We start from the raw sequence: 22,517 nt of genomic DNA on the forward strand, positions 1-22,517 counted from the left end.
CTATGAAAATTGCTTTAAAGCATGACCAAATTGGTTATACTGCTACTACGGCTGTTTTATATACGCTCCTTCCCGTTTATTAGAAATAAGCGATCCATTTGAAGCTTTATAAAATGAAAAATCCATATGTTCATTACCGTATGTAATTGTAAATGTATATTCATTTTTGGCAGCCTTCTCATAAACTACTGGAAATATCCCTTCACTTTCCATATTATGTAATTTACTTTTATAGCTTGATATGAGTTTAGTATGACCATGCGTCATTATAAAATCATTTGAAGTAAACTTGTAACCATCTAATACCACTCCCCTTTCTTTGCTAACCCATGTGCCTTGAATCCATGTTGGAGGATTAAAATATTGCACGTCTACAACCTCATTGTCATCTGATGAACTACATGAAATAACAATTAATAACCCGAATAATAGAAAATTTCTCATAACAAATAACTTTTTGATTTACATAAAGTTACAGCTAAGACTAAGGGATTATCTAGGGTCTATTTCCCCTTTTAGTCAAAACGTATCTAAAACAAGGTCGAGTAACATTTAAACCTCTTAAAATCAAATATTTATAGACTGAATTCTATTAGTTACTTATTTATAATATTAATTATTACAGGTCAATTCAGTTGCCATACGTATAATTTGGCGTGAAAGACCTATCCAGATACGTTACCATACGTATAATTAGGCATGAAAGACATGTCCCGATACGTTGCTATACGTATAAGTTGGCGTGAAAGACCCATCCCGATACGTTGCCATACGTATAATTTGACGTAAAAGACCTATCCCGATACGTTACCATACGTATAATTAAGCGTGAAAGACCTGTCCAGATACGTTACTATACGTATAATTAGGCATGAAAGACCTGTCCAGATACGTTGCCATACGTATAATTAGGCGTGAAAGACCTATCCCGATACGTTGCCATACGTATAAATTATTATGTAAGACGTACTTAGATAGGTTAAGCAATATAAAACACCGATTTTTATACTGTATTGAATGTAACATTACTAATAAATGTAAACACTACTACGATTTTTTTATCGGATATATTCTAAAATATTGTATGTTTGGGTGAAAATAAATTTAACAAAAACACAAATTAACAAATTGAAAAAAGAATGAGAAGAATATTTTTGCCCCTAATAATTGGACTTTTATTAATTTCCTGTTCATCTGATGATGATAATCAAACTATAAGCTTAGATAAACAAATTCTTGAAGATTCATGGAATTTTCAGAGACATGGAGAAGTATGCTCCGAAGGATTTGATTTAGAAGAAGGCGCTCCCTTTGAGTTTAGGTTTTTAGCTGACAATACTATTGAATTTACTGATCCTGGATATCTAACAAGTTCTTATTACGAGTTAATAGGAAATGAATTAACTCTTGAAACCGTCTATACGCTTCCTTCAGGTAGTAAGCGTAAGTTTATTGGTAACTATACTTATTCTGAAAGTAATGAAAATTTTACTGGTACTAACTCATTTACAGCCTATAATGATGATGAAATACTTTGGGCTTGTGAAGGAACAACTAGTATTTTTAGATAATAAATGAAATTCTAAAATTATTAATCACTAACACCCCTACTCATAACAAAAACTAACCAAGCCAACCGTCTCGATCTAGGCTTCTGTACTGAATGGCTTCACTGATGTGACTTTCATTAATAGCATTCACATTTTCTAAATCGGCAATTGTTCTTGATACTTTTAAAATACGGTCGTATGCTCTTGCTGAAAGATTTAGCCGTTCCATAGCACTTTTTAATAGTTGAAGAGAAGACGGTTGTAACTTACAATACTCACGGATTTGTTTGGTATTCATTTGAGCATTATTATTTATGGTGGGTAAGCCTTCAAAACGTTTTGTTTGAATCTCTCTAGATTTAGTTACCCGCTTTCGAATTACGGAACTGTGTTCGCCTTTTCGTTCGTCTGAAAGCTTTTCAAAAGGAACAGGAGTTACTTCTATATGAATATCTATACGGTCTAAAAGCGGACCTGAAATCTTCCCTAAATAACGTTGCATTTCTGCTGGTGATGATGTTACAGGCGCATCTGGATCATTAAAATATCCCCCTGGACTAGGATTCATACTAGCAACCAACATAAAACTAGAAGGGTATGTTACCGTAAATTTAGCTCTAGAGATCGTCACCTCTCTATCTTCTAACGGTTGTCTCATTACTTCTAAAACGCCTCGTTTAAATTCTGGTAATTCATCTAAAAAAAGTACTCCGTTATGAGCCATCGAAATCTCTCCTGGTTGTGGGTAAGCACCGCCACCAACAAGGGCAACGTCCGAAATTGTATGATGTGGGCTCCGAAACGGACGAGAATTCATGATTCCTATATTGGCTGTTCTTCCTGTAACAGAATGAATTTTAGTTGTTTCTAAAGCTTCATTCATCGTCATGGGTGGCAGAATTGAAGGAAGTCGCTTTGCTAACATTGTTTTTCCTGAGCCTGGTGGTCCTATTAAAATAATATTATGTCCTCCTGCGGCAGCTATTTCCATGCTTCGCTTGATACTTTCTTGTCCTTTTACATCAGAAAAATCAAACTCTGGAAAATCCAATGCTTTATTAAACTCCTCCTTTATATCTACAATAGTAGGTGTTAACGGAATTCCTTCATCAAAAAAAGCGATAACATCTTTTATATCTTTAATTCCATAGACATTAATTCCTTCCACAATAGCAGCTTCCTTAGCATTCTCTTCTGGAAGGATAAAACCTTTAAAACCTTCTTCTTTGGCGTTTATAGCTATTGGTAACGCTCCTTTTATTGGTTGCAAAGTACCATCTAAAGAGAGTTCCCCCATGATTAAGTAATCTTCTAGACCATCTGCTTTTATTTGCTGTGAAGCTGTTAAAATCCCTATGGCAAGAGTAAGATCGTATGCAGAACCTTCTTTAGGCAAGTCTGCTGGAGCCATATTGATGGTAATCTTTTTCCCTGGAATTTTAAATCCGTTATACTGTAAGGCTGCCGCTATTCTATAATTACTCTCTTTTATGGCATTATCTGGCAAGCCAACCAAATGATACCCTATCCCCTGACCTATATTTACTTCTACAGTTATTGTAGTTGCTTCAATACCAAACACCGAACTGCCGAAAATTTTTCTTAACATGTCATATTTTATTTACACTCCTAAATATAGTGAAAAAAATAAGCTCCAAATTGGAGCTTATTCTATAATCATATAATATGTTTTATTTCTACTGAAACTTATTAAGAGAAGTATGCATAGATACCTATTACAATTGCACAAATAGCAAGTCCTACAGGAACTAAATACTTGTAAGGTTCGATGCTTACTTTCTGCGTATACTCTAATTCGAAATCTGTATCTCTAGGTGCTATTTTACCAATTATCAACATAATGATGATATTAATAACAAACAAAATTGCCATTACATGTAAATAATGTGGATAAGCAAGAGTACCTATTTCAACTAACTTATCAGGATCAGTAATCCCTGAAGCTTTTGCGGCTTCAATTGCATTATCTGCCATCATAGGTTTTACTATAAACTGACTAATAATATATAAAGCACTCCCAGAAATAATCCCAACTTTGGCAGCGATTGCTGGTACACGCTTGGTTGCGTATCCTACCACAATAATAGTAAGAATAGGAATACTATAACACCCATTTACTTCTTGTAAGTATCCAAATAATCCGTTTGGAGCATTTGCAATAAGCGGTGCAATTAACATTGATGCTATTGCTAAAACAATTCCGAAGTATTTACCGTTTTTAATAACTGTAATCTCAGAAGCATCTTTATTGATATATTCTTTATAAAAATCAATACTAAACAACGTTACAGAACTATTTAAAGCACTGTTAAACGAACTTAATATAGCTCCGAATAATACAGCGGCAAAGAACCCTAATAATGCTGTAGGAAGCACTTTATTAACTAATAAAGGATATGCTTGATCTGGAGTTTCTAAGTCAGGCCCAAAAACATAAAAAGCAATGATCCCAGGAAGCACCACAATTAGCGGCCCTAATATTTTAATAAAAGCAGCTAGTAATAATCCTTTTTGACCTTCTTTTAAGTTTTTAGCAGCTAAAGCTCGTTGAATTATAGCTTGATTAGTACCCCAATAAAACAACTGCACAAGCATCATCCCTGTAAAAATAGTACTGAAAGGTACAGAACTAGTACGATCTCCCATGGATTGGAATTTTTCTGGAGCCTCGTTCATTAAAATAGTAATACCTTCTGTAACAGAACCGTCTCCAATTAACATCAATCCAAAGAAAGGAATCATTAATCCTCCAATAAGAAGTCCAACAGCATTTACAGTATCTGAAATTGCTACTGCTCTTAATCCCCCAAAAATTGCGTAAATAGATCCGATAATTCCAATTACCCAAACACAAATCCAAATAGATGTGTTTAAAGAGACTCCTAATAAAGAAGGGATATCGAACATTGTAGAGATTGCCAAAGAACCAGAATACAATACGATTGGTAAAAATATAACTACATAACCTAATAAAAATAGCCCTGAAGCTATTGTTTTGGTTCCTTTATCATATCGAGTTTCTAAGAATTGAGGCACGGTAGTAAGTCCACCTTTTAAGTAACGAGGAAGTAAAAATATAGCAGTTACCACCATTGCTAGTGCTGCTAATGTTTCCCATGCCATTACAAGAATTCCTTCTGAATATGCTTGTCCGTTAAGACCTACAATCTGTTCTGTAGAAAGGTTTGTTAGTAATAACGACCCCGCAACAACTCCAGCAGTTAGACTACGTCCTCCTAAGAAATATCCATCAGATGTGTTTTCGTTTGTTTTTTTTGTAGCAAAATATGCGATTACCGCCACTAAAAGCGTAAATCCTACAAAGGATAGTATTGCCATACCAAATAATAGTTAAAGTTAGATTGCGAATATATAATATTTCAATAAATTTATTTGAGATTTTGACAATTAAAAAGAGGCATTTTTGTTCATATTCGTACCTTTTTTGTTGCAAAGCTATTATGAAGAATCAAAAAAAGGTGCCTCGATTAGAGACACCTTTGTATAAGCATGAGATTATAATTCGATATTAGTCTAATACCTTAAATTCTATTTTCGAGGAATTATAAACTCTATGTGTTTGTTTTTTAAAGTCTTCCTTTTTTGCTTTAAAGATATTGTCTACATACGTCTGCGGATTAATATCTATTAATGGGAACCAAGTACTTTGGATTTGCACTTGCATTTTATGTCCTTTTTTAAATGTATGGTAAATATCTTGAAGCTTAATATTTACTGCTGTTTCTTCATTCGGTACAAAAGGCTCTGGATTTTCAAAACTATTTCTAAAACGTCCACGCATTACTTCACTACGCACCATCATATGGTAATTACTCATTTGAAGGTAATCTTGTGTTTCTTCATAGTTTTCAGCATCAGCAGGGAAAACATCTATTACTTTAACCACCCAATCTGCAGCTGTTCCAGAAGTAGCTACTTTTAATTTCGCCATTATATCTCCAATAACAGTCATATCTTCTTCTAAAACTTGTGTTTCAAAAACTAAAACATCAGGTCTTCTTGCTGCAAAGCGCTGATCGTCGGTCATATACTTTCTAGGAGTAAAAACCATTTTTATGTCCTCGCTATATGGAACAGGTTTGTTAGGATCACTTATAAACTCTTCATAAGAATGTTGTAACGTCATTATTTCTCCCATAGATTGGTGCTGACCCAAACTATAAGTTTTCTCTTTTATGTTCTTTGGAGGCCATACATCATATGTATTCCACTCATTTATACCTGTATCATAAACATAAGCTTCAGGAAGTCCAGATTCACCTTTGCCTCCTTCTTTAAGAAAATGATTGAAGAATTTCGTTTCTATCTCCTCTTGAAAGAATTCAGAAATATTATCTCCAAAATATACATTCCCAATTGCTTGGCGCTCTTTTGTTCTCGCCCAATCACCATGACTCCATGGTCCCATTACAATAGTATTGTAGTTATTACTACTCTTTTCTATTGTTTTATAAGTGGTAAGTGGCCCGTATAAATCTTCGGCATCAAACCAACCTCCAACAACCATTGTTGCTGGTTTTATATCTTCTAAATGCTGGATAATCCCTCTAGATTTCCAAAATTCATCATAGTTAGGGTGTTCCTTTAATTGCTGCCAGAATACATTATCTTCTTTATAGTATTTATCTAGATTACTAAGAGGTCCTGCATCTAAGAAAAACTGATATTGGTCTTTACTTTCTAATTCAGGAAAATTGTACCAAGCTTCTGTTTTTTGACCGTCTTTCTCATAACCAAATAAAGAAGTTGCTCTCCAATAGCTCAATAAATAAGCTCCATTATGATGAAAATCATCAAAGAAGAAATCTGCAATACATGCTTGTGGAGATACCGCTTTTAAATTAGGATGCTCGCTTAACAATGAATAAGTAGAGTAAAATCCAGGGTATGAAATTCCCCAAACACCAACGTTTTTATTCGTGTTTTTTACATTTTTCACCAACCAATCAATCGTGTCATAAGTATCTGATGCTTCATCAATTTCTTTCTTCTTTTTATTGGGAATAAAAGCACGCATATTATCATATACCCCTTCACTATTCCAACGTCCACGAACATCTTGATACACTATAATATTCCCTTCTTTCATCATCGTTTCATTAGGTCCAATTTTAGAACGAAATTGGTTTTCTCCGTAAGGTTTACAGCTGTAAGGAGTTCTTTGCATTAGAATAGGATACTTCTTAGAAGTATCTTTTGGACTGTAAATAGTAGTATGCAGTTTTATACCATCGCGCATTGTAATCATAACTTCCTGTTTGTTATAATTATCTTGAACGCTATATGTATCCTGTGCAGATAAGTAACTAAAGGATACTAATAAAAAGAGTAATAATATTTTTTTCATCTGAATAAATAAAAATTAGCTATTAGTTTAAGAAATTCAAATTTATTAGTATTTCCTGTAATAGTGAATTTATAAAAGTTAAAAACTAACATATTTGATTAAAATTATACGTTGCGTTCTTTATTATTGTTGAAGTTTAGAAAAATAAATCACGAATTAAGTTTCATGCATCTAGAAATGTGTAATCCATTCAGATTTTCAGTTTAAATACAAGTCGATTTATAATCGACCTAAAATATAAGACATAAGCGATGTTATATGATAATTTTACTTCAAAAACGGAATAGCAGGAAAATACCAACTTAATTTCCCCTTTTTTATCCTCATATAATTCTTAAATATTAATACAATGTTATACAAATAAAGAACGCCTATAAGAGCAGTAAAGATTACTTCTTTATTCATTCTAAAATTTACTAAGGATGAAAATATATCAAAAAAATTAATATCGAATCTAATATAAGAACCTTTTGTAGCTATCATTATGATGGAATAAAGTAACAAAGTCCAAGTGATCTGAAAACTAATTATCTTCTTTCCATAATTATCCACAAACTTTATTTTATCCTTTTTCAAGATCCACATTACTAATGGGATTATTATCCCTAGCAATGGATGAAATAATAAACCTGCTAGAGCACTAAAGTTCAAAAGAGTTAGATAACCTTTATCTTCAACATCTGCCCATTCTAAAAGATCGTCTGGCGTTACTCCAAGAGCTTGCGTTAACTTTAATAACGTATCACCTCTCGGAATTGATTCGCCTTTTTCAATTCGTTGAACTGTTCTAAGACTTAATTTTGATTCTTCCGATAGTTGTTCTTGAGAGAAACCTTTTCTATTTCTCAACTCTTTTACTTTAATTGCTAAGTTTTGATTATTCATAATTCAATAATTTTAATGTTCACTAAGCAAAGGTATTTTAAGTCCGTTTTAGTTCTTACGTCACTATTATGACAATTCTATGACAATTACGCCAATGTCTGACTCAAAAGTCATATAACTTTAAAATTACAGCTAGTTATTCATTTTTTATAGTTCTGATGCTTTTTACTAATGATTGATAAATTTTAGCGTTTGGGAAATCCAATCTTCATTATTATCAAGATAAATATCTGGTGAAACTCCAATCACTTCATATTCTAAAAACTGACTATTATCAATATCTGTTGGATGAAAAACAAAGTATTCGCTGGGTGTTATAACTTGGGTTTTAGAGTTCCAGCCATAAGACAATGCTCCAGCGGTATTATCACCTAAAACAGTTACATTAGGTAGCTCGCTAACCTTTAAAAGGAACTGTTCTGCTGCGCTTCTTGTATTTCCATTGACCAAAACATATAGATTTCCGTTACGCACAAATTTCTTAAGTAGTTTGTAGAACTGTTTAGAATTACGCTCACCTCCGCCAGTATTATCACGAAGATCTACAATAATATTTTCTGCCGTAAGTTTATTAGAGATTTTATCAGCAAAAGCATCTGCCTCTTTTAATAGATTTCCATAGCTCCCAAAACTCCCCAATTTTATATACTGAGTATTAGAAGCAACTATACTTAATTCATAGTTATGATCAGGATAAGGTGGTTTGTAGTAATTAATTGTAGTGGTATCTTTTTTATAACCGAGCTTTAAAAATTGACCGTTTTTTATAACTCCTGAAGCACTTATTAACTTTTTACCGGTATGAGTTCCCGTAACAAATTGGTATCTATCGTTGATAGTATTGTATAGATTCAAAATAACATCTCCACGTTCCCATGTATATAATGTAGATTTTAAAACTACTCCCCTATATGCTTTATCTGAAGTTTTATAAACTCCTATCTTTAAGTATTTTCCATAATAATATACTCCCTCAAGATCTTCTCTCTTTTTAGTTGATAATTCTTTTGAAAGAGAATCGATTGCTAATGTACTTTTAGGAAAGATCCTATTGGTTTCACTAGCTTTAAAGTCAGCCAAAATAGCTTCGTTATCAAATTCACTATAAGCTACAGATGTAGTATTCCCATAGATTTCCGTGTGTCTATCCTTTATAGGCAACAACAGTCTATTTAACAGAATATAACAATCAAAAACAGGAGTTTCTTCTTTATTTATAGATGCTTTTAATTTTTGATACGAAGCTTTAAAATCGGATTCTATATTTCTCTTTTGAGATTTATAGGCTTTAGATTCTATCAATTCTTTATAAAGAAAATCTAAATCAGCCTTACAGTCGCACGTTGGAGATTGGGCGTTTGTATTCAGTATAAAACAAAAAAAGAAGAGGCTGGAAATCAGTTTCATTATAAAGATAAGGTTAAATAATTACTAAAAATAAAAAACCTCAAAGACTCTAGGAACCTTTGAGGTGAATTTTATAAATTATTAAGTATGAATATTGCTTTATTCAGCTAAAAATCAAACTACTTTAAGTCTATTACTCCTTTTTGAAGTTAGCCAAACCTTGTTTAAGCCACTCATAATAAGCTATGTCATCTGCATATTGCTGCGGACTATTAAGGAGTTCAAAATCTGGAGACATCAAAATATAATATGGCTGTGAAGCTGTTTTAAAGTTGATAGCTTGGAAGGTAGCCCATTTATCGCCTATTGTTTTGATAGATTTTACTCGTCCGTTGTCAAGTTTATAGTTAAACTGTAAATCCTCAGGCAAGTCTTTACGGTCGTCTACGTACAATGAAATAAGAACATATTCATCATTTAACATTGAGAATATCTCTGTTTCACTCCATACATTCTCTTCCATTTTTCTACAATTTACACACGCCCATCCTGTAAAATCCAATAAAATAGGTTTGTTATTTGCCTTGGCATATTCCAAACCATCTTCAAAGTTTTTAAAACAGGTAAGTCCAAGTGGACAGTCACTTTCCTGTGGGTAAATACTATAAAATACAGGCGGTGGGAATCCACTTAACAGCTTTAAGTTAGACTCCTTGGAGTTCTGTAAACCAGGAATTAAATAAATAACAAAACCTATAATTGCAACACCAAAAATTCCACGGTAGAAGCTAAGTTTCTTCTTAGGTCCATCATGAGGGAAACGAATGATTCCGAACACATAAAGCGCCATTAATATGAAAATAACAATCCAGATTCCGATAAAAACCTCTCTTTTTAAGATTCCCCAATGCTCAACAAGATCGGCATTCGATAAGAATTTAAAAGCTAAAGCAAGCTCTAAGAAACCTAGAATCACTTTTGTTGTATTCATCCAACCTCCAGACTTAGGAAGCGATTTTAGCATATTTGGAAATAAGGCAAACAAGGCGAATGGTAAAGCTAAAGCAGCACCAAAACCTGTCATTCCAACTGTAAGTTGCATTGCGCCACCGTCATTTGATAATGAACCTGCCAATAAAGAACCTAGAATTGGCCCTGTACAAGAGAAAGAAACAATTGCCAGCGTTAATGCCATAAAGAAAATTCCAATTATACCTCCAGAATTAGAAGCAGAATCCATCTTATTACCCCAAGAACTCGGTAATGTTAATTCATAATATCCAAAGAATGAAAAAGAGAAAAATATAAAGATTACAAAAAAGGTAACATTCAGCCAGACGTTCGTAGAGATATTATTTAAAATTTCTGGAGCAATAGAATCCAAGAAATGAAAAGGAACACTCAGCGCCATATAAATCCCAATAATAAACGCTCCATAAAGAACAGCGTTAGAAATTCCTTTCTTTTTATCCGAAGATTGCTTAGTAAAAAAAGAAACCGTTAACGGAATCATAGGGAAAACACAAGGTGTTAGTAAGGCAATAAGTCCACCTAGAAAACCAAGTACAAAAAGGCTCATAAGTCCACTATCCTCGCTTGTCTCGCTTCCTTGCGTATGCTCTAAAAGCTCTTTGTTTTTTAATGGTAATGCTAGGTTTTCAGCAAGATTAAGGCTTTTATCGTCGATATTTTTATTTTGAAAAACAACTTCTCCTCCATCAATAGAAAAACCTAATTCGGCATCGTTAAATATACAACGTTCATCATCACAAGCTTGATATTCTACAGAACCAATTACACTTTTTAAGGCTGGATCTGTAATTTGGATTCGCTGTTTAAAAATTGCATTCTCAGCAAAATAAGACAACTCTTCCTCAAAAATCTGATCCATTTCTGTAATGGGCTCCTCTTCCACTACCTCTCCGATAAGATTGTAGCCTTCTCCTTCATTTTCAAAATGGAAAACAGTAGGAATTATAGAAGCATCCTCTCCGAGCGGCTGATTTTGAGCATATAAATGCCAATGCTCTTGTATGGAAGCATTGATAGTTAACTCATATTCAGTATCAGAAATTTTTTCTACGGAAGTATTCCATTTTACAGGATCTTGAGCTTGGGAGAATGTAGTAATAAAAAGTAATAATGTAACTAATAAATTACGCATCGACGTATTGTATTTTTATAATTTGCTTCGTTTTTTCAGTTACTTTAAATCGATTATCGGCACGCTTGCCAACTATCCAAATAATCGTATTGTGAGCATCACATAGTAACCATTGTTTTTCTTTATCCAGCAAGGAAAATTTTTCATCCTTAAAAAACTTACTGAGCTTTTTCTTTCCCTGCATTCCAAAAGGGTAAAAATAATCACCATTTTCCCATTTTCGGAGTTTTAAAGGAAACTTTAACGTTTCCTTATCAACATATATTGAATACGAATCTCCTGCTTCAATTTGTCCTACTAAATCGATAGATATTTTGATAGGGGTAGTAATAAGACTTTGCGATTCTTCAATAAAAAAATCAACTGTTTCTTCTTCTTTTTCAGCAGTAGAAATAATAATTTCATCACGGTCACGAACCAACCGATGTGTACTTGAAAAAAGCTGTTTTCCGCTTTGAGAATCTATTATATTAATAAGATCCGTGGGATCATTAAATCCAAAACCCTTAAACAGATGATAAAAATAAGACTCTTTTGGAGTAAGTTCTTGCAAAGCAGATATGGACACCCTAATATCCTTTTCCCCTTTAATAAAAATATCCGATCGTAAACTATCGATGTGATTATTTAGGATTTCTGAGCTCCCTTTTAAGTGATTTACCGTATTTTCAAAACTTTGTAATACGTTAGGATTGATTTCCTTTATTTTTGGAATAACCTCATGGCGGATTTTATTTCTTAGATATTTAGTTTCAGCATTACTACTATCTTCTCGCCACTTAATTTCATTGTGCAGTGCATATTGAAATATCTCATCCCTAGAAAAAGGTAATAATGGACGCACTATATAATCGTTAATTTCTGGGATTCCAGTGAGGCCTTCAATTCCTGTTCCGCGAGAAAGGTTAATCAAAAAAGTTTCTAAATTATCATCTGCATGATGCCCCGTTAATAGATACTCAAAATTTAAAATGTCTTTTTGCTGTTTAAACCAATCGTAACGTAATTCTCGGGCTGCAATTTGCGTAGAAATTTTATGAGCTTCAGCATAAGCATTCGTCATAAACCTAATCGAATAAAAAGGAACATCAAATGTTTCCATTTTTTGCTGAAGAAAATCTTCATCTCCAAGACTTGCATCCCCTCTCAGTTGAAAATTGCAATGCAAGACACAGATATCCATTCCCAATTGATAGCATAAATGAGTAAGCACCATACTATCAATTCCTCCGCTAGAAGCTATTGCCACTTTTGAAGTCAACAGATAAGGAAATCGTTTTGTAATATGATTTTTAAATCTATCAAACATCCTACAAAGGTAACTAAAGCCTATTTTAAATGATGTTTTTTTTAAATGACTTCTTGAGATATGTTTTAAATCTCTACAAGATCAGCCAATAACTGCTTATCCAGCCAATCTACAATAGTTTCAAAAACATCTTCTCGATCTAAATCATTATGAAGTTCGTGGTAACCACCTTTATAAAGCTTAAAAGTTATTAAATTGGATTGTTTAGCAAAGGCTTTACTAGCCCAATGACTCGTAATATGATCGCCAGAACCATGAAATAATAGTAATGGAATTTCTAATTCCTTGGGATTGTTTAGCACCCACTCTCCCCATTTTATAAAGGGGATTGTAAAATTTGGGCTTACGCGATCATGCACTAAAGGATCGTCTTTATATTTTTCTATTTCGCTTTCATCACGAGAAATATATTTAGCTTTAATTCCGCTAGGCATCGTTATAAAAGGCAGCATATAGTAACATACTTTCCCTGCGCTCATTTTCCATCCTGGCGGATCGAAAGCCATTCTTAGAAAAGGACTCGAAGCTATTACCCCTTGCAATGTTGGTTTACGCCTCATTACATAATTAAGAACCACATTGCCGCCCATGCTGTGTCCGTAGAGAAAAGTTGGAAGTTCTGGGAAACGATCATTTTTTTCTGTTATAATAGCATCTACACTATCTAAAACAGCCTTATAACTTGGGCAATGGCCTCTTTTTCCTTCTGAATGACCGTGACCAAAATGGTCGTAACTAAAAACTACATAACCGGCATCCACAAGTTCGGGGATTACAGAGCCTGTATAACGGCCACTATGTTCTCCCATTCCATGAACCAACATAACGGCTGCTTTCATCTTTTCACCATGCCAATATTGACCAAATAAACGCTTGTTACTACAATAAAAATCGAAACCTTGATGTTGCATAAAAGAAAAAGGGTAATGGTTAGTTCCCTCTAAAATCGTAAAATGTAATGAAATACACTAAATTTCATCAATTATTTTATCAACAGAATTGACTTCTTTATCTATTTAATGATTTAAAGATGTCCTAAAAAATAGTTATTAAATAAATGTCTTTCTACTGAAGTGCTCTCCGCATTGCAGCAGCTTTAACAAGACACTCTTCATATTCTTTTTCTGGTTTCGACTTTGCCGTAATGGCACTTCCTGCGGAAAAAGAAACATATTTCTTTTCACTATTAAAACAGATACTTCTAATAATTACATTAAAATCAAAATCTCCATTCGGACTAAAATAACCTACAGCACCACTATATACACCGCGCTTAGTTTCTTCTAAATCTTCAATGATTTTCATTGCTGAAAGTTTTGGAGCACCAGTCATACTTCCCATAGGAAAAGCGGCTTTAATTATATCTACAGGACTTGTTGTTGGTAACACTTCTGCTTTTATCGTAGAGATCATCTGATGAACTTGCATAAAAGTATATACTTTACAAAGTTCTTCTACCTTTACACTGCCTTTTACAGCAACTTTAGATAGGTCATTACGCACCAAATCTACAATCATAACATTCTCGGAGCGTTCTTTAGTATCGTTCTCCAACTCTTTTATCAATAGAGCATCTTCTTCTTTATCTTCTGCTCTTTTTGCAGTCCCTTTAATTGGTTGTGATATAATTTGAGTTCCTTCCTTTCGAATATATCTTTCTGGAGAAGCTGATAAAACATATTTATTTTGATGTTTTAGAAAAGTTGCAAATGGAGGTTTGGAGATTTCATTTAAATTCTGAAAAGTTTTTACAGGATCTATTGTAGTATTTTCAGCATAAAACTCTTGACAAAAATTAGCTTCATAAATATCTCCACGGTGAATATGAGTCAGCATTGCATTTACCTTTTCCAAATAGGCTTGCTTCTCTATTCTATGTTGAATCTGAATATCTTTCTTTCCATAATTACTTTTATCTTCAGCAATAAATGAAGATATTTCCTGAAAATCGCTCTCAATTTCGTCATCAATCATTCCTAAATAATGGAATTCCAAAACTCCTTCCTTTATGAATATTAATCGTTTTGGCTGAAAGAAAAACAAATCTGGAAATTCTAATCCGTCGTAATTTTTAGAAGATAGTTGTTCTACATCATTTTTTAGATCGTAAGTAAGGTATCCGAAGATCCAATCTTTAGTAACCGACTGATATTCTTTAAGATTTTCGAAAGCATCATAATAATCGGTCTTTATAGAAGTAAAGGCTTCCGCAGCTAAAACTGCATCATAACTACCATGGGATTGTTTGTAAAAGTTGCTATCCAGCCAAATTACTTCCTCAAATGAAGAGGACCAAGCGAGAAGATTACTTTTAAACAGTTCAATATCTGTTATATTAAATTGTTTAATAGTTCTATTCATACCAAAAAAACGAGTTTCTTATTAATGTTACAAATTTAACAAACTATAAGCTTTTTAAGCTAATTATTATTCATAATATTGTACTATAATTCTAAGAAAAGAACGAATACTTGCGAAATGCAAAAAGTAATTGAAAAAATACAAACCATTATTAGAGAATTGTCCTTAAGGGCAACTCCTACTTATGTAATGGTTCCTGTACGTCACGTTCGCTTTCCTCGTCGCCGCCCGTAAGGGTGTAACGATATTATGGAGTTAGGTGCGTCCAACTCCCCTCTTAAAAAACAAAACCATTTCCAATTTTATTAATTTTAATTCAGTAATTGAATGCAAATACTTATTGCAAACGATACACACATACCATACGCAGAACAGATCTGTGATACTATTGAAGAATCTGCAAAACAACGCGGAACGGGTATTGCTAAAAGAACTCCTGAGTATATAACTACCAAAATACAAAACGGTAATGCTGTTATCGCTTTGGATGGTAATAGGTTTGCTGGATTTTGCTACATTGAAACATGGGGCCATGGAAAATATGTAGCCAATTCTGGACTTATTGTACATCCTGATTTTAGAGGTCAAGGTTTGGCTACTAAAATTAAAAATAAGGTTTTCGAACATAGTAGAACCAAATTTCCAGATGCCAAAATTTTCGGTATTACTACAGGCTTGGCGGTAATGAAAATCAACTACGATTTAGGATATGAACCTGTAACATTTTCAGAATTAACAGACGATCCTAGCTTTTGGAACGGATGTAAAACATGTAAAAACTTTGATATTCTAACTAGAAATGAAGGGAAAATGTGTTTATGTACTGGAATGTTGTATGATCCTGTTGAAAAAGAACAGAAAAAGCATAAGCATAAATACGACTCTAAAGTATTCAATAGATTAAAAAAAATTAAACAATCTCTATTCCTAAAGAAAGAGAAACAGAAATAAGATTAAGTAAATAGTAATCTCTTTTGGGATTATAAAATATTAATAACAACGTACAATGGTCAATCTAAAAATAAATCTCATTGTAGGATTGACAAAAAATAAAAAGAAATGAAAAAATTAGTTTTAGCATACAGCGGAGGTTTAGATACTTCTTATTGCGCAAAGCATTTATCTGAAAACGGTTATGAAGTACACGCTGTAAGTGTAAACACAGGAGGTTTCTCTAAAGAGGAAATAAAAAATATTGAAGAGAAAGCCCTGAAATTGGGTGCTACTAGCTACACTTCTTTAGATGCTGTACAGACATTTTATGATAAAGTAGTAAAATATCTTATCTACGGTAATGTCCTTAAAAATAATACATATCCACTTTCTGTAAGTGCAGAGAGGATTGTACAAGCTATTGAGATTGTAAATTTTGCTAAAGAAAACAATGCTCAGTATATAGCTCACGGAAGTACAGGTGCAGGAAACGACCAAGTACGTTTCGATATGATTTTTCAAATATTAGCTCCAGAGATTGAAATTATCACTCCTATTAGAGATAATAAGCTTTCTAGACAAGAGGAAATCGACTTCTTAAAATCTAAAGGAGTAGATATGGAATGGGAGAAAGCTAAATATTCTATTAATAAAGGACTTTGGGGAACTAGTGTTGGTGGAGACGAGACACTTACCTCTCACCTATCACTTCCAAATGAAGCATACCCTAGTCAATTAGAAAACATGGGGAGTCAGAAAGTAAAATTAACTTTTACAAAAGGGGAGTTAACTGCTATCGACGGAAAGGAAGATAAAACCATCAATCTAATAGAAAAGCTTGATAAAATAGCTTCTGCTTTTGCTATCGGAAGAGATATTCACGTTGGAGACACTATTATAGGTATTAAAGGAAGAGTTGGTTTTGAGGCCGCTGCTCCGATGGTAATTATAAAAGCACACCATACGTTAGAAAAACACGTGCTAACAAAATGGCAACAACAACAAAAAGACTATTTGGCAAATTGGTATGGAATGCTACTTCATGAAGGAAACTATTTGGATGAAGTAATGAGAAATACAGAAGCTTTTTTAACTGATGCTCAGAAAAATGTAACTGGAGATGTTTGGGTAACTTTATTCCCATATAGATTTTTTGTGGATGGTATTAAATCAGAACACGATTTAATGAATGCTAAATTTGGTAGCTACGGAGAAATGAATGAAGGCTGGACAGCAGAAGAAGCTAAAGGATTTATTAAAATCAATGCAAACGCTGCAAAAATACATCAAGCAGTAAATAAAAAATAGTTTAGACATATAACACTGGATTGTTTCATTAAGAAATCTAATTACTAAACGATCCAATCGTTAGATTATTCAGAAGAAAAAAATAAAAAATGATTAAAGCAGGAATTATAGGTGGTTCGGGATATACTGGAGGCGAACTGATAAGAATTTTAATTAACCATCCGCAAGCAGAGATAGACTTTGTATATAGCACCACGCGTGCTGGGAAACCAGTTACAGATGCTCATGAAGATCTTCTTGGTGCTACAGATTTAAAATTCACAGGAACCATTAACCCTAATGTTGATGTGCTTTTTTTATGTCTTGGTCACGGTAATTCTAAAGCTTTTTTAGATCAGCATACATTTTCAGATCACACAAGAGTTATAGACTTAAGTAATGATTTCAGATTAAATGCTGATGCTACTTATAATGGTAGAGAATTTGTATATGGCTTGCCAGAATTACAAAAAGAAGCCATTAAAGCGGCGAAAAATATTGCAAATCCAGGATGCTTTGCTACTGCAATCCAACTGGCATTACTGCCATTAGCTAAAAACAACCTATTAACAGAGGATATTCATATCAATGCTGTTACTGGAAGTACTGGAGCAGGAGTTTCTCCTTCTTCTACTTCTCATTTTAGCTGGAGAAACAACAATGTATCTTGGTACAAACCCTTTACACACCAACACTTAGGAGAGATCAATCAAAGTATTGTGAGTCTTCAGAACAACCAACCAAATATTTTTATGCTCCCACAAAGAGGGAATTTCACAAAGGGGATTTTTGTAACATCTTACATGAAATTTGAAAATAGTTTGGAAGAAACTTGGAATTTATACGAGGATTTTTATGTTATAGACCCGTTCACACATTTATCAAAGAAAGAAGTTCACTTAAAACAAGTTATTAATACTAACAATTGTTTTATCCATCTTCATAAGCACGAAGACGTGCTGCTCATCACTAGTGTCATAGATAATTTAATAAAAGGCGCCTCTGGACAGGCAGTACAAAACATGAACTTACTTTTCGGTTTAAATGAAAGTGACGGACTAAATTTAAAAGGAAGTTATTTCTAAAAAACTAAAAACAAAACAAATGAAAGTTACCGTTATTGGATCAGGAAATCTAGGAAAATCAATCATTACCGGAATTGCATCCAGCGATTTATTTGATTCAAAGAACATCTTAGTAGCAGACAAATCAGATGAGAATCTGGAAATTATTAAAGAACAAGCCGGCGTATCTGTTACGTCAGACAATATTAAAGCAGTTAAAGAGTCCAAATGGGTAATCCTTTGTATTCAACCGCGAATTTTAAAAATTGTACTTAACGAAATTAAAGATCATCTTACAGACGATCAGATTTTAATTTCGACAGTTACTGGAGTTTCTATTAGTGAGATTAACGAAATTGTACCAAACAATAAAGTTATTAGAGCTATGCCAAACACAGCTGCTGTAAAACTACAGTCAATGTCTTTTATCTGTGCTGATGATATCGAGCATGATGATGTACATTTTGTAGAAAAGATGTTTGGTACCATTGGGAAAACAATGATTATTGAAGAGCGTTTAATGCAAGCAGCAACAGTTCTTGGAGCTAGTAGTACTGCTTTCTTTTTACGTTTCTTAAGAGCACTTACACAAGGAGGTGTGCAAATGGGATTCCATCCTCACGAAGCACAAGAAATCTCTGCTCAAGTAGCAATTGGAGCTGCTGCTCTAATTGAAGATGGAACACATGCCGAAGTAGAAGTAGATAATGTTACTACTCCTATGGGTTGTACTATTGAAGGTTTAAATGCCATGGAGCACAACGGATTGAGTTCTGCAGTGATAAAAGGTATTATGGCTTCATACAAACGAATTAGTGATATTAAATAACTTAAAAATTGAAGTATATAACAAAATTTGTAACATTACTGATTAACAACGTTATATATCTTCAATTAAGCAAACTTTATAATTTTTAGCACAATAAATGAAACTGTTTGATGTTTATCCTTTGTACAACGTTACTCCTGAAAAGGGAAAAGACGTTTATGTTTACGATGAAAGCGGTCAAGAATATTTAGATCTCTATGGAGGTCATGCCGTTATTTCTATTGGTCATTCGCATCCTACATATGTAGAGCGCATTACCGAGCAAGTAAACAAACTTGGTTTCTACTCCAATGCCATTCAAAATCCACTTCAAGTGGAATTGGCAGAAAGGTTAGGAAGGCTTTCTAATTGTGAGGAATACAACCTATTTCTTTGCAATTCTGGAGCAGAAGCCAATGAGAATGCATTAAAGTTAGCGTCTTTTCATACGAATAAGTCGCGAGTAATAGCTTTTAAAAATGGATTCCACGGAAGAACATCTGCAGCAGTTGCAGCAACCGATAATGGAGCTATAAACGCTCCTATTAATAATCAGCACAGCGTCACAACATTCCTTCCTTTTAACCAACTTCACTCTTTAGATTATGAATTAGCGTTCGGTGACGTATGTGCGGTTATTATTGAACCTATACAAGGTGTTGGAGGCTTAGACGAGCCAACAACAGAATTTCTCCAAGGAGCAGCTGCATTATGTAAAAAGCACAATGCTGTATTGATTTTAGATGAAATTCAATCTGGTTATGTTAGAAGTGGAAAATTCTTTGCATTTCAGCATCATGACATAGAACCCGACATAGTGACAGTTGCTAAAGGAATGGGTAATGGTTTTCCTATTGGAGGCGTATTAATCCACCCACGATTTAAAGCTAAACATGGAATGCTGGGCACCACCTTTGGAGGGAATCATTTGGCATGTACTGCTGCCCTTGCCGTTCTGGAGGTTATGGAAGATGAAAAACTCATTGATAACGTGAACGAAATTTCTGATTATTTTATTGAAAAATCAAAGGAAATCAAGAGTTTACAAAAACTTAAAGGTAGAGGATTGATGCTTGGTATGGAGTTTGAACAAAATGTATCAGAGATAAGAAAAGAGCTTATTTACGAGAAAAAAATATTTACAGGCGGCTCGTCAAATAAGAACTTATTAAGAATTTTACCGCCATTAACGATTAAGAAACATCATATAGACACATTTTTAGATTCTTTGTCTGATGTTTTGGAAAATCACAACTTGTAATGAATAAAATACTAACAATTTCCGAAAGAAATAATGTATTATTAACCATGGCTGATCTTATCCGTGAGGAAAAAGATGCACTCATAAAAGAAAACAAGAAAGACCTAGACGGTTATTCTGGCGATGATCTCGCTATGGAAGACCGACTAAAAGTTGATGATGCTAAAATCGATGGGATGATAGCGTCATTAAAAGAATTAGCTTCACAAGAGGATCCGTTAGGAAAAGAACGTTTCCACTTTAAGCATGATAACGGAATGGATGTTTATAATAAAACAGCTCCTTTCGGAACTATCATGATTATATACGAATCTAGACCAGATGTTACAGTAGAAGCAGCAGGAATTGCTTTTAAATCTGGTAATAAGATTTTATTAAAAGGAGGTAAAGAGTCTTTAAACTCTAACCTACTAATTGTTGATTTATGGCATAAAGCCATGAAAAAACATGGAGTTTCTACTGTTTGGGTTGAATATTTACAATTTAACCGTCAAGAAACTCAAGCTTTCTTAGAAAAGCCAACACAACAAATAGACCTTATTGTTCCTAGAGGTGGTGAGCGTCTTATTCAATTTGTAAAAGAAAATGCAAATTGTCCAGTTATTGTAAGTGGTAGAGGAAACAACTTTGTATATGTCCAAAAAGATGCAGATCTAGATTTAGCACTTAAAGTTATTATCAATGCTAAAACAGCTAAGATTTCTGCTTGTAATGCATTAGATAAAGTACTTATTGACACAAATCTTCCAAATTATAAAGAGTTTGCAAAAAGACTTCTTGACAAATTGGCGGAGCATAAAGTAGCTGTTCATGTAGATAAAGAACTAAGTGATTTAGATAATGTTACTGTTATATCAGACGATAATATTTGGTATGAAGAGTTCTTAGACTATAAGATAGTGATTGGTGTTATTGATTCTAATGAAGAAGCAATTGCTAAGATAAATAAATACTCTGGAGGTCATTCTGCGTCTATTATAACAAAAGATAAAGAAGTAGCAGAAGAATTTATGGCAACCGTAGATACAGCTGCTGTATATCATAATGCGTCTACAAGATTTACAGATGGATCGCAATTAGGATTAGGTGGTGAGTTGGCAATTAGTACAGACAAATTACACCAGCGTGGACCTATTGGCCTTGAGCACTTGGTTACCAATAAGTGGTATATCCATGGAGATGGTCAAATTAGATAGTTTTACGCTATTAAAGAAGTTTAACAATAATAAATAATAATAACTCGATAATTAATCGAACTGTAAAAAAGCTCAATTGGTGAGCATTTACAACTTTAACATAATACTAAAAACAAAAAAATGAGTAAGCCCGAAAAAAAGAAGAAAAGAATTCTTTTAAAAATAGGATCTAATACGCTTACAAAAGAATCTGACCAGATATCTAGAGGTAAATTAGAAGATATTGGTCGCCAAATCGCAGCACTTCAAGATGATTACGAATTTGTAATCGTAAGTTCTGGTGCCAAAGTAGTTGCTAAGCAATTTGTAAACTTAGAAAGTACTTATAGCGAAGATATTAACGTGAAACAAGCGCTTACCTCTATTGGTCAGCCTCACTTAATACGTATATTTCAAGAAAGTTTTAGAGAGTTAGGATTATTGGCTTCTCAATGTCTACTTTCTTATTCTGATTTTGAAAAAGATGTTTCAAAAGAAAACATTGTAAATACCATAAATATTTTGGTTGAAAATGGATACATTCCAATTATCAACGAAAATGATACGGTTGCTACTGATGAGATTCAATTTGGTGATAATGATAAATTAGCTGCTTTAACAGCTGCTTTATTAAAAGTTGACTTATTGATAATCGCAACAAATACAAATGGTATTTATACGAAGGAGTCATTTGCAGAAGGATCGCCAGAAACTATTGAAGAAGTAGATAACTTCTCCGACCTTAAAAAAGAGGTTATGGATGACACAAAATCATCTCATGGTACTGGAGGTATGAGTTCTAAAGTAATTGCTTTAGAGATTGCAAACAAAGCAAATATCGAAACATGGATAGTAAACGGATTGGAAGATAATTTCATTCTAAATACTATCAACGATAATACTCCTTATACTAAAATTGAATGATTTTTTAATTAAAATATAAGTATAGATAAATAAGGCTCGAAAAGTAAATAATGGCTCCGT

The 22,517-nt window shown here is 33.4% G+C and carries 18 protein-coding genes; 8 read left to right on the forward strand and 10 right to left on the reverse strand.

All coding sequences use genetic code 11. The annotated features are described in order from the left end of the window. Nucleotides 1-45 precede the first annotated feature (45 nt). The gene (locus tag JM658_RS15700) at nt 46-444 is read right to left on the reverse strand and encodes a hypothetical protein (RefSeq protein WP_236960512.1); all 399 of its coding nucleotides are present in this window, start codon (nt 442-444) and stop codon (nt 46-48) included. 695 nt (nt 445-1,139) lie between these two features. Here JM658_RS15700 and JM658_RS15705 point away from each other — a divergent pair. After that, complete coding sequence (locus JM658_RS15705) at nt 1,140-1,571, forward strand: hypothetical protein (RefSeq protein WP_236960514.1); 432 nt, start codon at nt 1,140-1,142, stop codon at nt 1,569-1,571. A gap of 52 nt (nt 1,572-1,623) precedes the next feature. Here the strand turns inward: JM658_RS15705 and JM658_RS15710 are convergent, their stop codons facing one another. The 9 genes from JM658_RS15710 to pabB all read right to left on the reverse strand — a co-directional run bounded on the left by JM658_RS15710 (nt 1,624) and on the right by pabB (nt 15,005). Then, a complete protein-coding gene (locus JM658_RS15710; RefSeq protein ID WP_236960516.1) occupies nt 1,624-3,159 on the reverse strand; it encodes a YifB family Mg chelatase-like AAA ATPase in 1,536 nt (511 codons plus the stop codon). Between the two features lie 101 nt (nt 3,160-3,260). After that, nucleotides 3,261-4,910 carry a solute:sodium symporter family transporter gene (locus JM658_RS15715; protein WP_236960519.1) on the reverse strand — a complete coding sequence of 550 codons (1,650 nt, stop codon included), beginning with the start codon at nt 4,908-4,910 and terminating at the stop codon, nt 3,261-3,263. Between the two features lie 190 nt (nt 4,911-5,100). Beyond that, nucleotides 5,101-6,939 carry a CocE/NonD family hydrolase gene (locus JM658_RS15720; protein WP_236960521.1) on the reverse strand — a complete coding sequence of 613 codons (1,839 nt, stop codon included), beginning with the start codon at nt 6,937-6,939 and terminating at the stop codon, nt 5,101-5,103. Nucleotides 6,940-7,206: 267 nt separating this feature from the next. Continuing rightward, nucleotides 7,207-7,824 (reverse strand): helix-turn-helix domain-containing protein, encoded by a 618-nt coding sequence (locus tag JM658_RS15725; protein ID WP_236960523.1) that lies wholly within the window; start codon nt 7,822-7,824, stop codon nt 7,207-7,209. A gap of 168 nt (nt 7,825-7,992) precedes the next feature. Further along, nucleotides 7,993-9,231, reverse strand: a complete 1,239-nt coding sequence (locus JM658_RS15730) for a S41 family peptidase (protein WP_236960525.1) — start codon at nt 9,229-9,231, stop codon at nt 7,993-7,995. A gap of 133 nt (nt 9,232-9,364) precedes the next feature. Next, nucleotides 9,365-11,335 carry a protein-disulfide reductase DsbD family protein gene (locus tag JM658_RS15735; RefSeq protein ID WP_236960527.1) on the reverse strand — a complete coding sequence of 657 codons (1,971 nt, stop codon included), beginning with the start codon at nt 11,333-11,335 and terminating at the stop codon, nt 9,365-9,367. After that, on the reverse strand, nt 11,328-12,644 hold the full coding sequence (gene tilS / locus JM658_RS15740) for a tRNA lysidine(34) synthetase TilS (RefSeq protein WP_236960529.1): 1,317 nt from the start codon (nt 12,642-12,644) through the stop codon (nt 11,328-11,330). Before tilS ends, JM658_RS15735 begins: the two co-directional genes overlap by 8 nt. 65 nt (nt 12,645-12,709) lie before the next feature. Next, nucleotides 12,710-13,555: an alpha/beta hydrolase gene (locus JM658_RS15745; protein ID WP_236960538.1), complete on the reverse strand. Its 846-nt coding sequence runs from the start codon at nt 13,553-13,555 to the stop codon at nt 12,710-12,712. Nucleotides 13,556-13,709: 154 nt separating this feature from the next. Beyond that, nucleotides 13,710-15,005, reverse strand: a complete 1,296-nt coding sequence (gene pabB, locus JM658_RS15750) for an aminodeoxychorismate synthase component I (protein ID WP_236960540.1) — start codon at nt 15,003-15,005, stop codon at nt 13,710-13,712. A gap of 327 nt (nt 15,006-15,332) precedes the next feature. Between pabB and JM658_RS15755 the strand changes: the two genes are divergently transcribed. The 7 genes from JM658_RS15755 (at nt 15,333) to proB (ending at nt 22,457) form a co-directional block, all read left to right on the forward strand. Beyond that, entirely contained in the window at nt 15,333-15,956 is a 624-nt protein-coding gene (locus JM658_RS15755; RefSeq protein ID WP_236960542.1) for a GNAT family N-acetyltransferase, read from the forward strand. A gap of 108 nt (nt 15,957-16,064) precedes the next feature. Further along, complete coding sequence (gene argG / locus JM658_RS15760; RefSeq protein ID WP_236960545.1) at nt 16,065-17,246, forward strand: argininosuccinate synthase; 1,182 nt, start codon at nt 16,065-16,067, stop codon at nt 17,244-17,246. An 89-nt stretch (nt 17,247-17,335) separates the two neighbouring features. After that, on the forward strand, nt 17,336-18,310 hold the full coding sequence (argC, locus tag JM658_RS15765; RefSeq protein ID WP_236960546.1) for an N-acetyl-gamma-glutamyl-phosphate reductase: 975 nt from the start codon (nt 17,336-17,338) through the stop codon (nt 18,308-18,310). Nucleotides 18,311-18,329: 19 nt separating this feature from the next. After that, nucleotides 18,330-19,118, forward strand: coding sequence for a pyrroline-5-carboxylate reductase (gene proC / locus JM658_RS15770; RefSeq protein WP_236960548.1), 789 nt, complete (start codon nt 18,330-18,332; stop codon nt 19,116-19,118). A gap of 97 nt (nt 19,119-19,215) precedes the next feature. Further along, nucleotides 19,216-20,358 carry an aspartate aminotransferase family protein gene (locus tag JM658_RS15775; protein WP_236960550.1) on the forward strand — a complete coding sequence of 381 codons (1,143 nt, stop codon included), beginning with the start codon at nt 19,216-19,218 and terminating at the stop codon, nt 20,356-20,358. Further along, nucleotides 20,358-21,554: a glutamate-5-semialdehyde dehydrogenase gene (locus JM658_RS15780; protein ID WP_236960552.1), complete on the forward strand. Its 1,197-nt coding sequence runs from the start codon at nt 20,358-20,360 to the stop codon at nt 21,552-21,554. Before JM658_RS15775 ends, JM658_RS15780 begins: the two co-directional genes overlap by 1 nt. Before the next feature lie 120 nt (nt 21,555-21,674). Further along, on the forward strand, nt 21,675-22,457 hold the full coding sequence (gene proB / locus JM658_RS15785) for a glutamate 5-kinase (RefSeq protein ID WP_236960554.1): 783 nt from the start codon (nt 21,675-21,677) through the stop codon (nt 22,455-22,457). Nucleotides 22,458-22,517: the final 60 nt, after the last annotated feature.

It is taken from the genome of Joostella atrarenae (assembly GCF_021764745.1).
GTDB lineage: Bacteria > Bacteroidota > Bacteroidia > Flavobacteriales > Flavobacteriaceae > Galbibacter > Galbibacter atrarenae.

What these genes read in the sequence shown, in the direction of transcription:
- JM658_RS15715 (WP_236960519.1), bottom strand. Translation starts at nt 4,910, where the DNA reads ATGGCAATACTATCCTTTGTAGGATTTACGCTTTTAGTGGCGGTAATC.
- proB (WP_236960554.1), top strand. Translation starts at nt 21,675, where the DNA reads ATGAGTAAGCCCGAAAAAAAGAAGAAAAGAATTCTTTTAAAAATAGGA.
- tilS (WP_236960529.1), bottom strand. Translation starts at nt 12,644, where the DNA reads ATGTTTGATAGATTTAAAAATCATATTACAAAACGATTTCCTTATCTG.
- JM658_RS15735 (WP_236960527.1), bottom strand. Translation starts at nt 11,335, where the DNA reads ATGCGTAATTTATTAGTTACATTATTACTTTTTATTACTACATTCTCC.
- argC (WP_236960546.1), top strand. Translation starts at nt 17,336, where the DNA reads ATGATTAAAGCAGGAATTATAGGTGGTTCGGGATATACTGGAGGCGAA.
- JM658_RS15780 (WP_236960552.1), top strand. Translation starts at nt 20,358, where the DNA reads ATGAATAAAATACTAACAATTTCCGAAAGAAATAATGTATTATTAACC.
- JM658_RS15745 (WP_236960538.1), bottom strand. Translation starts at nt 13,555, where the DNA reads ATGCAACATCAAGGTTTCGATTTTTATTGTAGTAACAAGCGTTTATTT.
- pabB (WP_236960540.1), bottom strand. Translation starts at nt 15,005, where the DNA reads ATGAATAGAACTATTAAACAATTTAATATAACAGATATTGAACTGTTT.
- JM658_RS15725 (WP_236960523.1), bottom strand. Translation starts at nt 7,824, where the DNA reads ATGAATAATCAAAACTTAGCAATTAAAGTAAAAGAGTTGAGAAATAGA.
- JM658_RS15710 (WP_236960516.1), bottom strand. Translation starts at nt 3,159, where the DNA reads ATGTTAAGAAAAATTTTCGGCAGTTCGGTGTTTGGTATTGAAGCAACT.
- JM658_RS15700 (WP_236960512.1), bottom strand. Translation starts at nt 444, where the DNA reads ATGAGAAATTTTCTATTATTCGGGTTATTAATTGTTATTTCATGTAGT.
- JM658_RS15720 (WP_236960521.1), bottom strand. Translation starts at nt 6,939, where the DNA reads ATGAAAAAAATATTATTACTCTTTTTATTAGTATCCTTTAGTTACTTA.
- JM658_RS15775 (WP_236960550.1), top strand. Translation starts at nt 19,216, where the DNA reads ATGAAACTGTTTGATGTTTATCCTTTGTACAACGTTACTCCTGAAAAG.
- JM658_RS15730 (WP_236960525.1), bottom strand. Translation starts at nt 9,231, where the DNA reads ATGAAACTGATTTCCAGCCTCTTCTTTTTTTGTTTTATACTGAATACA.
- argG (WP_236960545.1), top strand. Translation starts at nt 16,065, where the DNA reads ATGAAAAAATTAGTTTTAGCATACAGCGGAGGTTTAGATACTTCTTAT.
- JM658_RS15755 (WP_236960542.1), top strand. Translation starts at nt 15,333, where the DNA reads ATGCAAATACTTATTGCAAACGATACACACATACCATACGCAGAACAG.
- JM658_RS15705 (WP_236960514.1), top strand. Translation starts at nt 1,140, where the DNA reads ATGAGAAGAATATTTTTGCCCCTAATAATTGGACTTTTATTAATTTCC.
- proC (WP_236960548.1), top strand. Translation starts at nt 18,330, where the DNA reads ATGAAAGTTACCGTTATTGGATCAGGAAATCTAGGAAAATCAATCATT.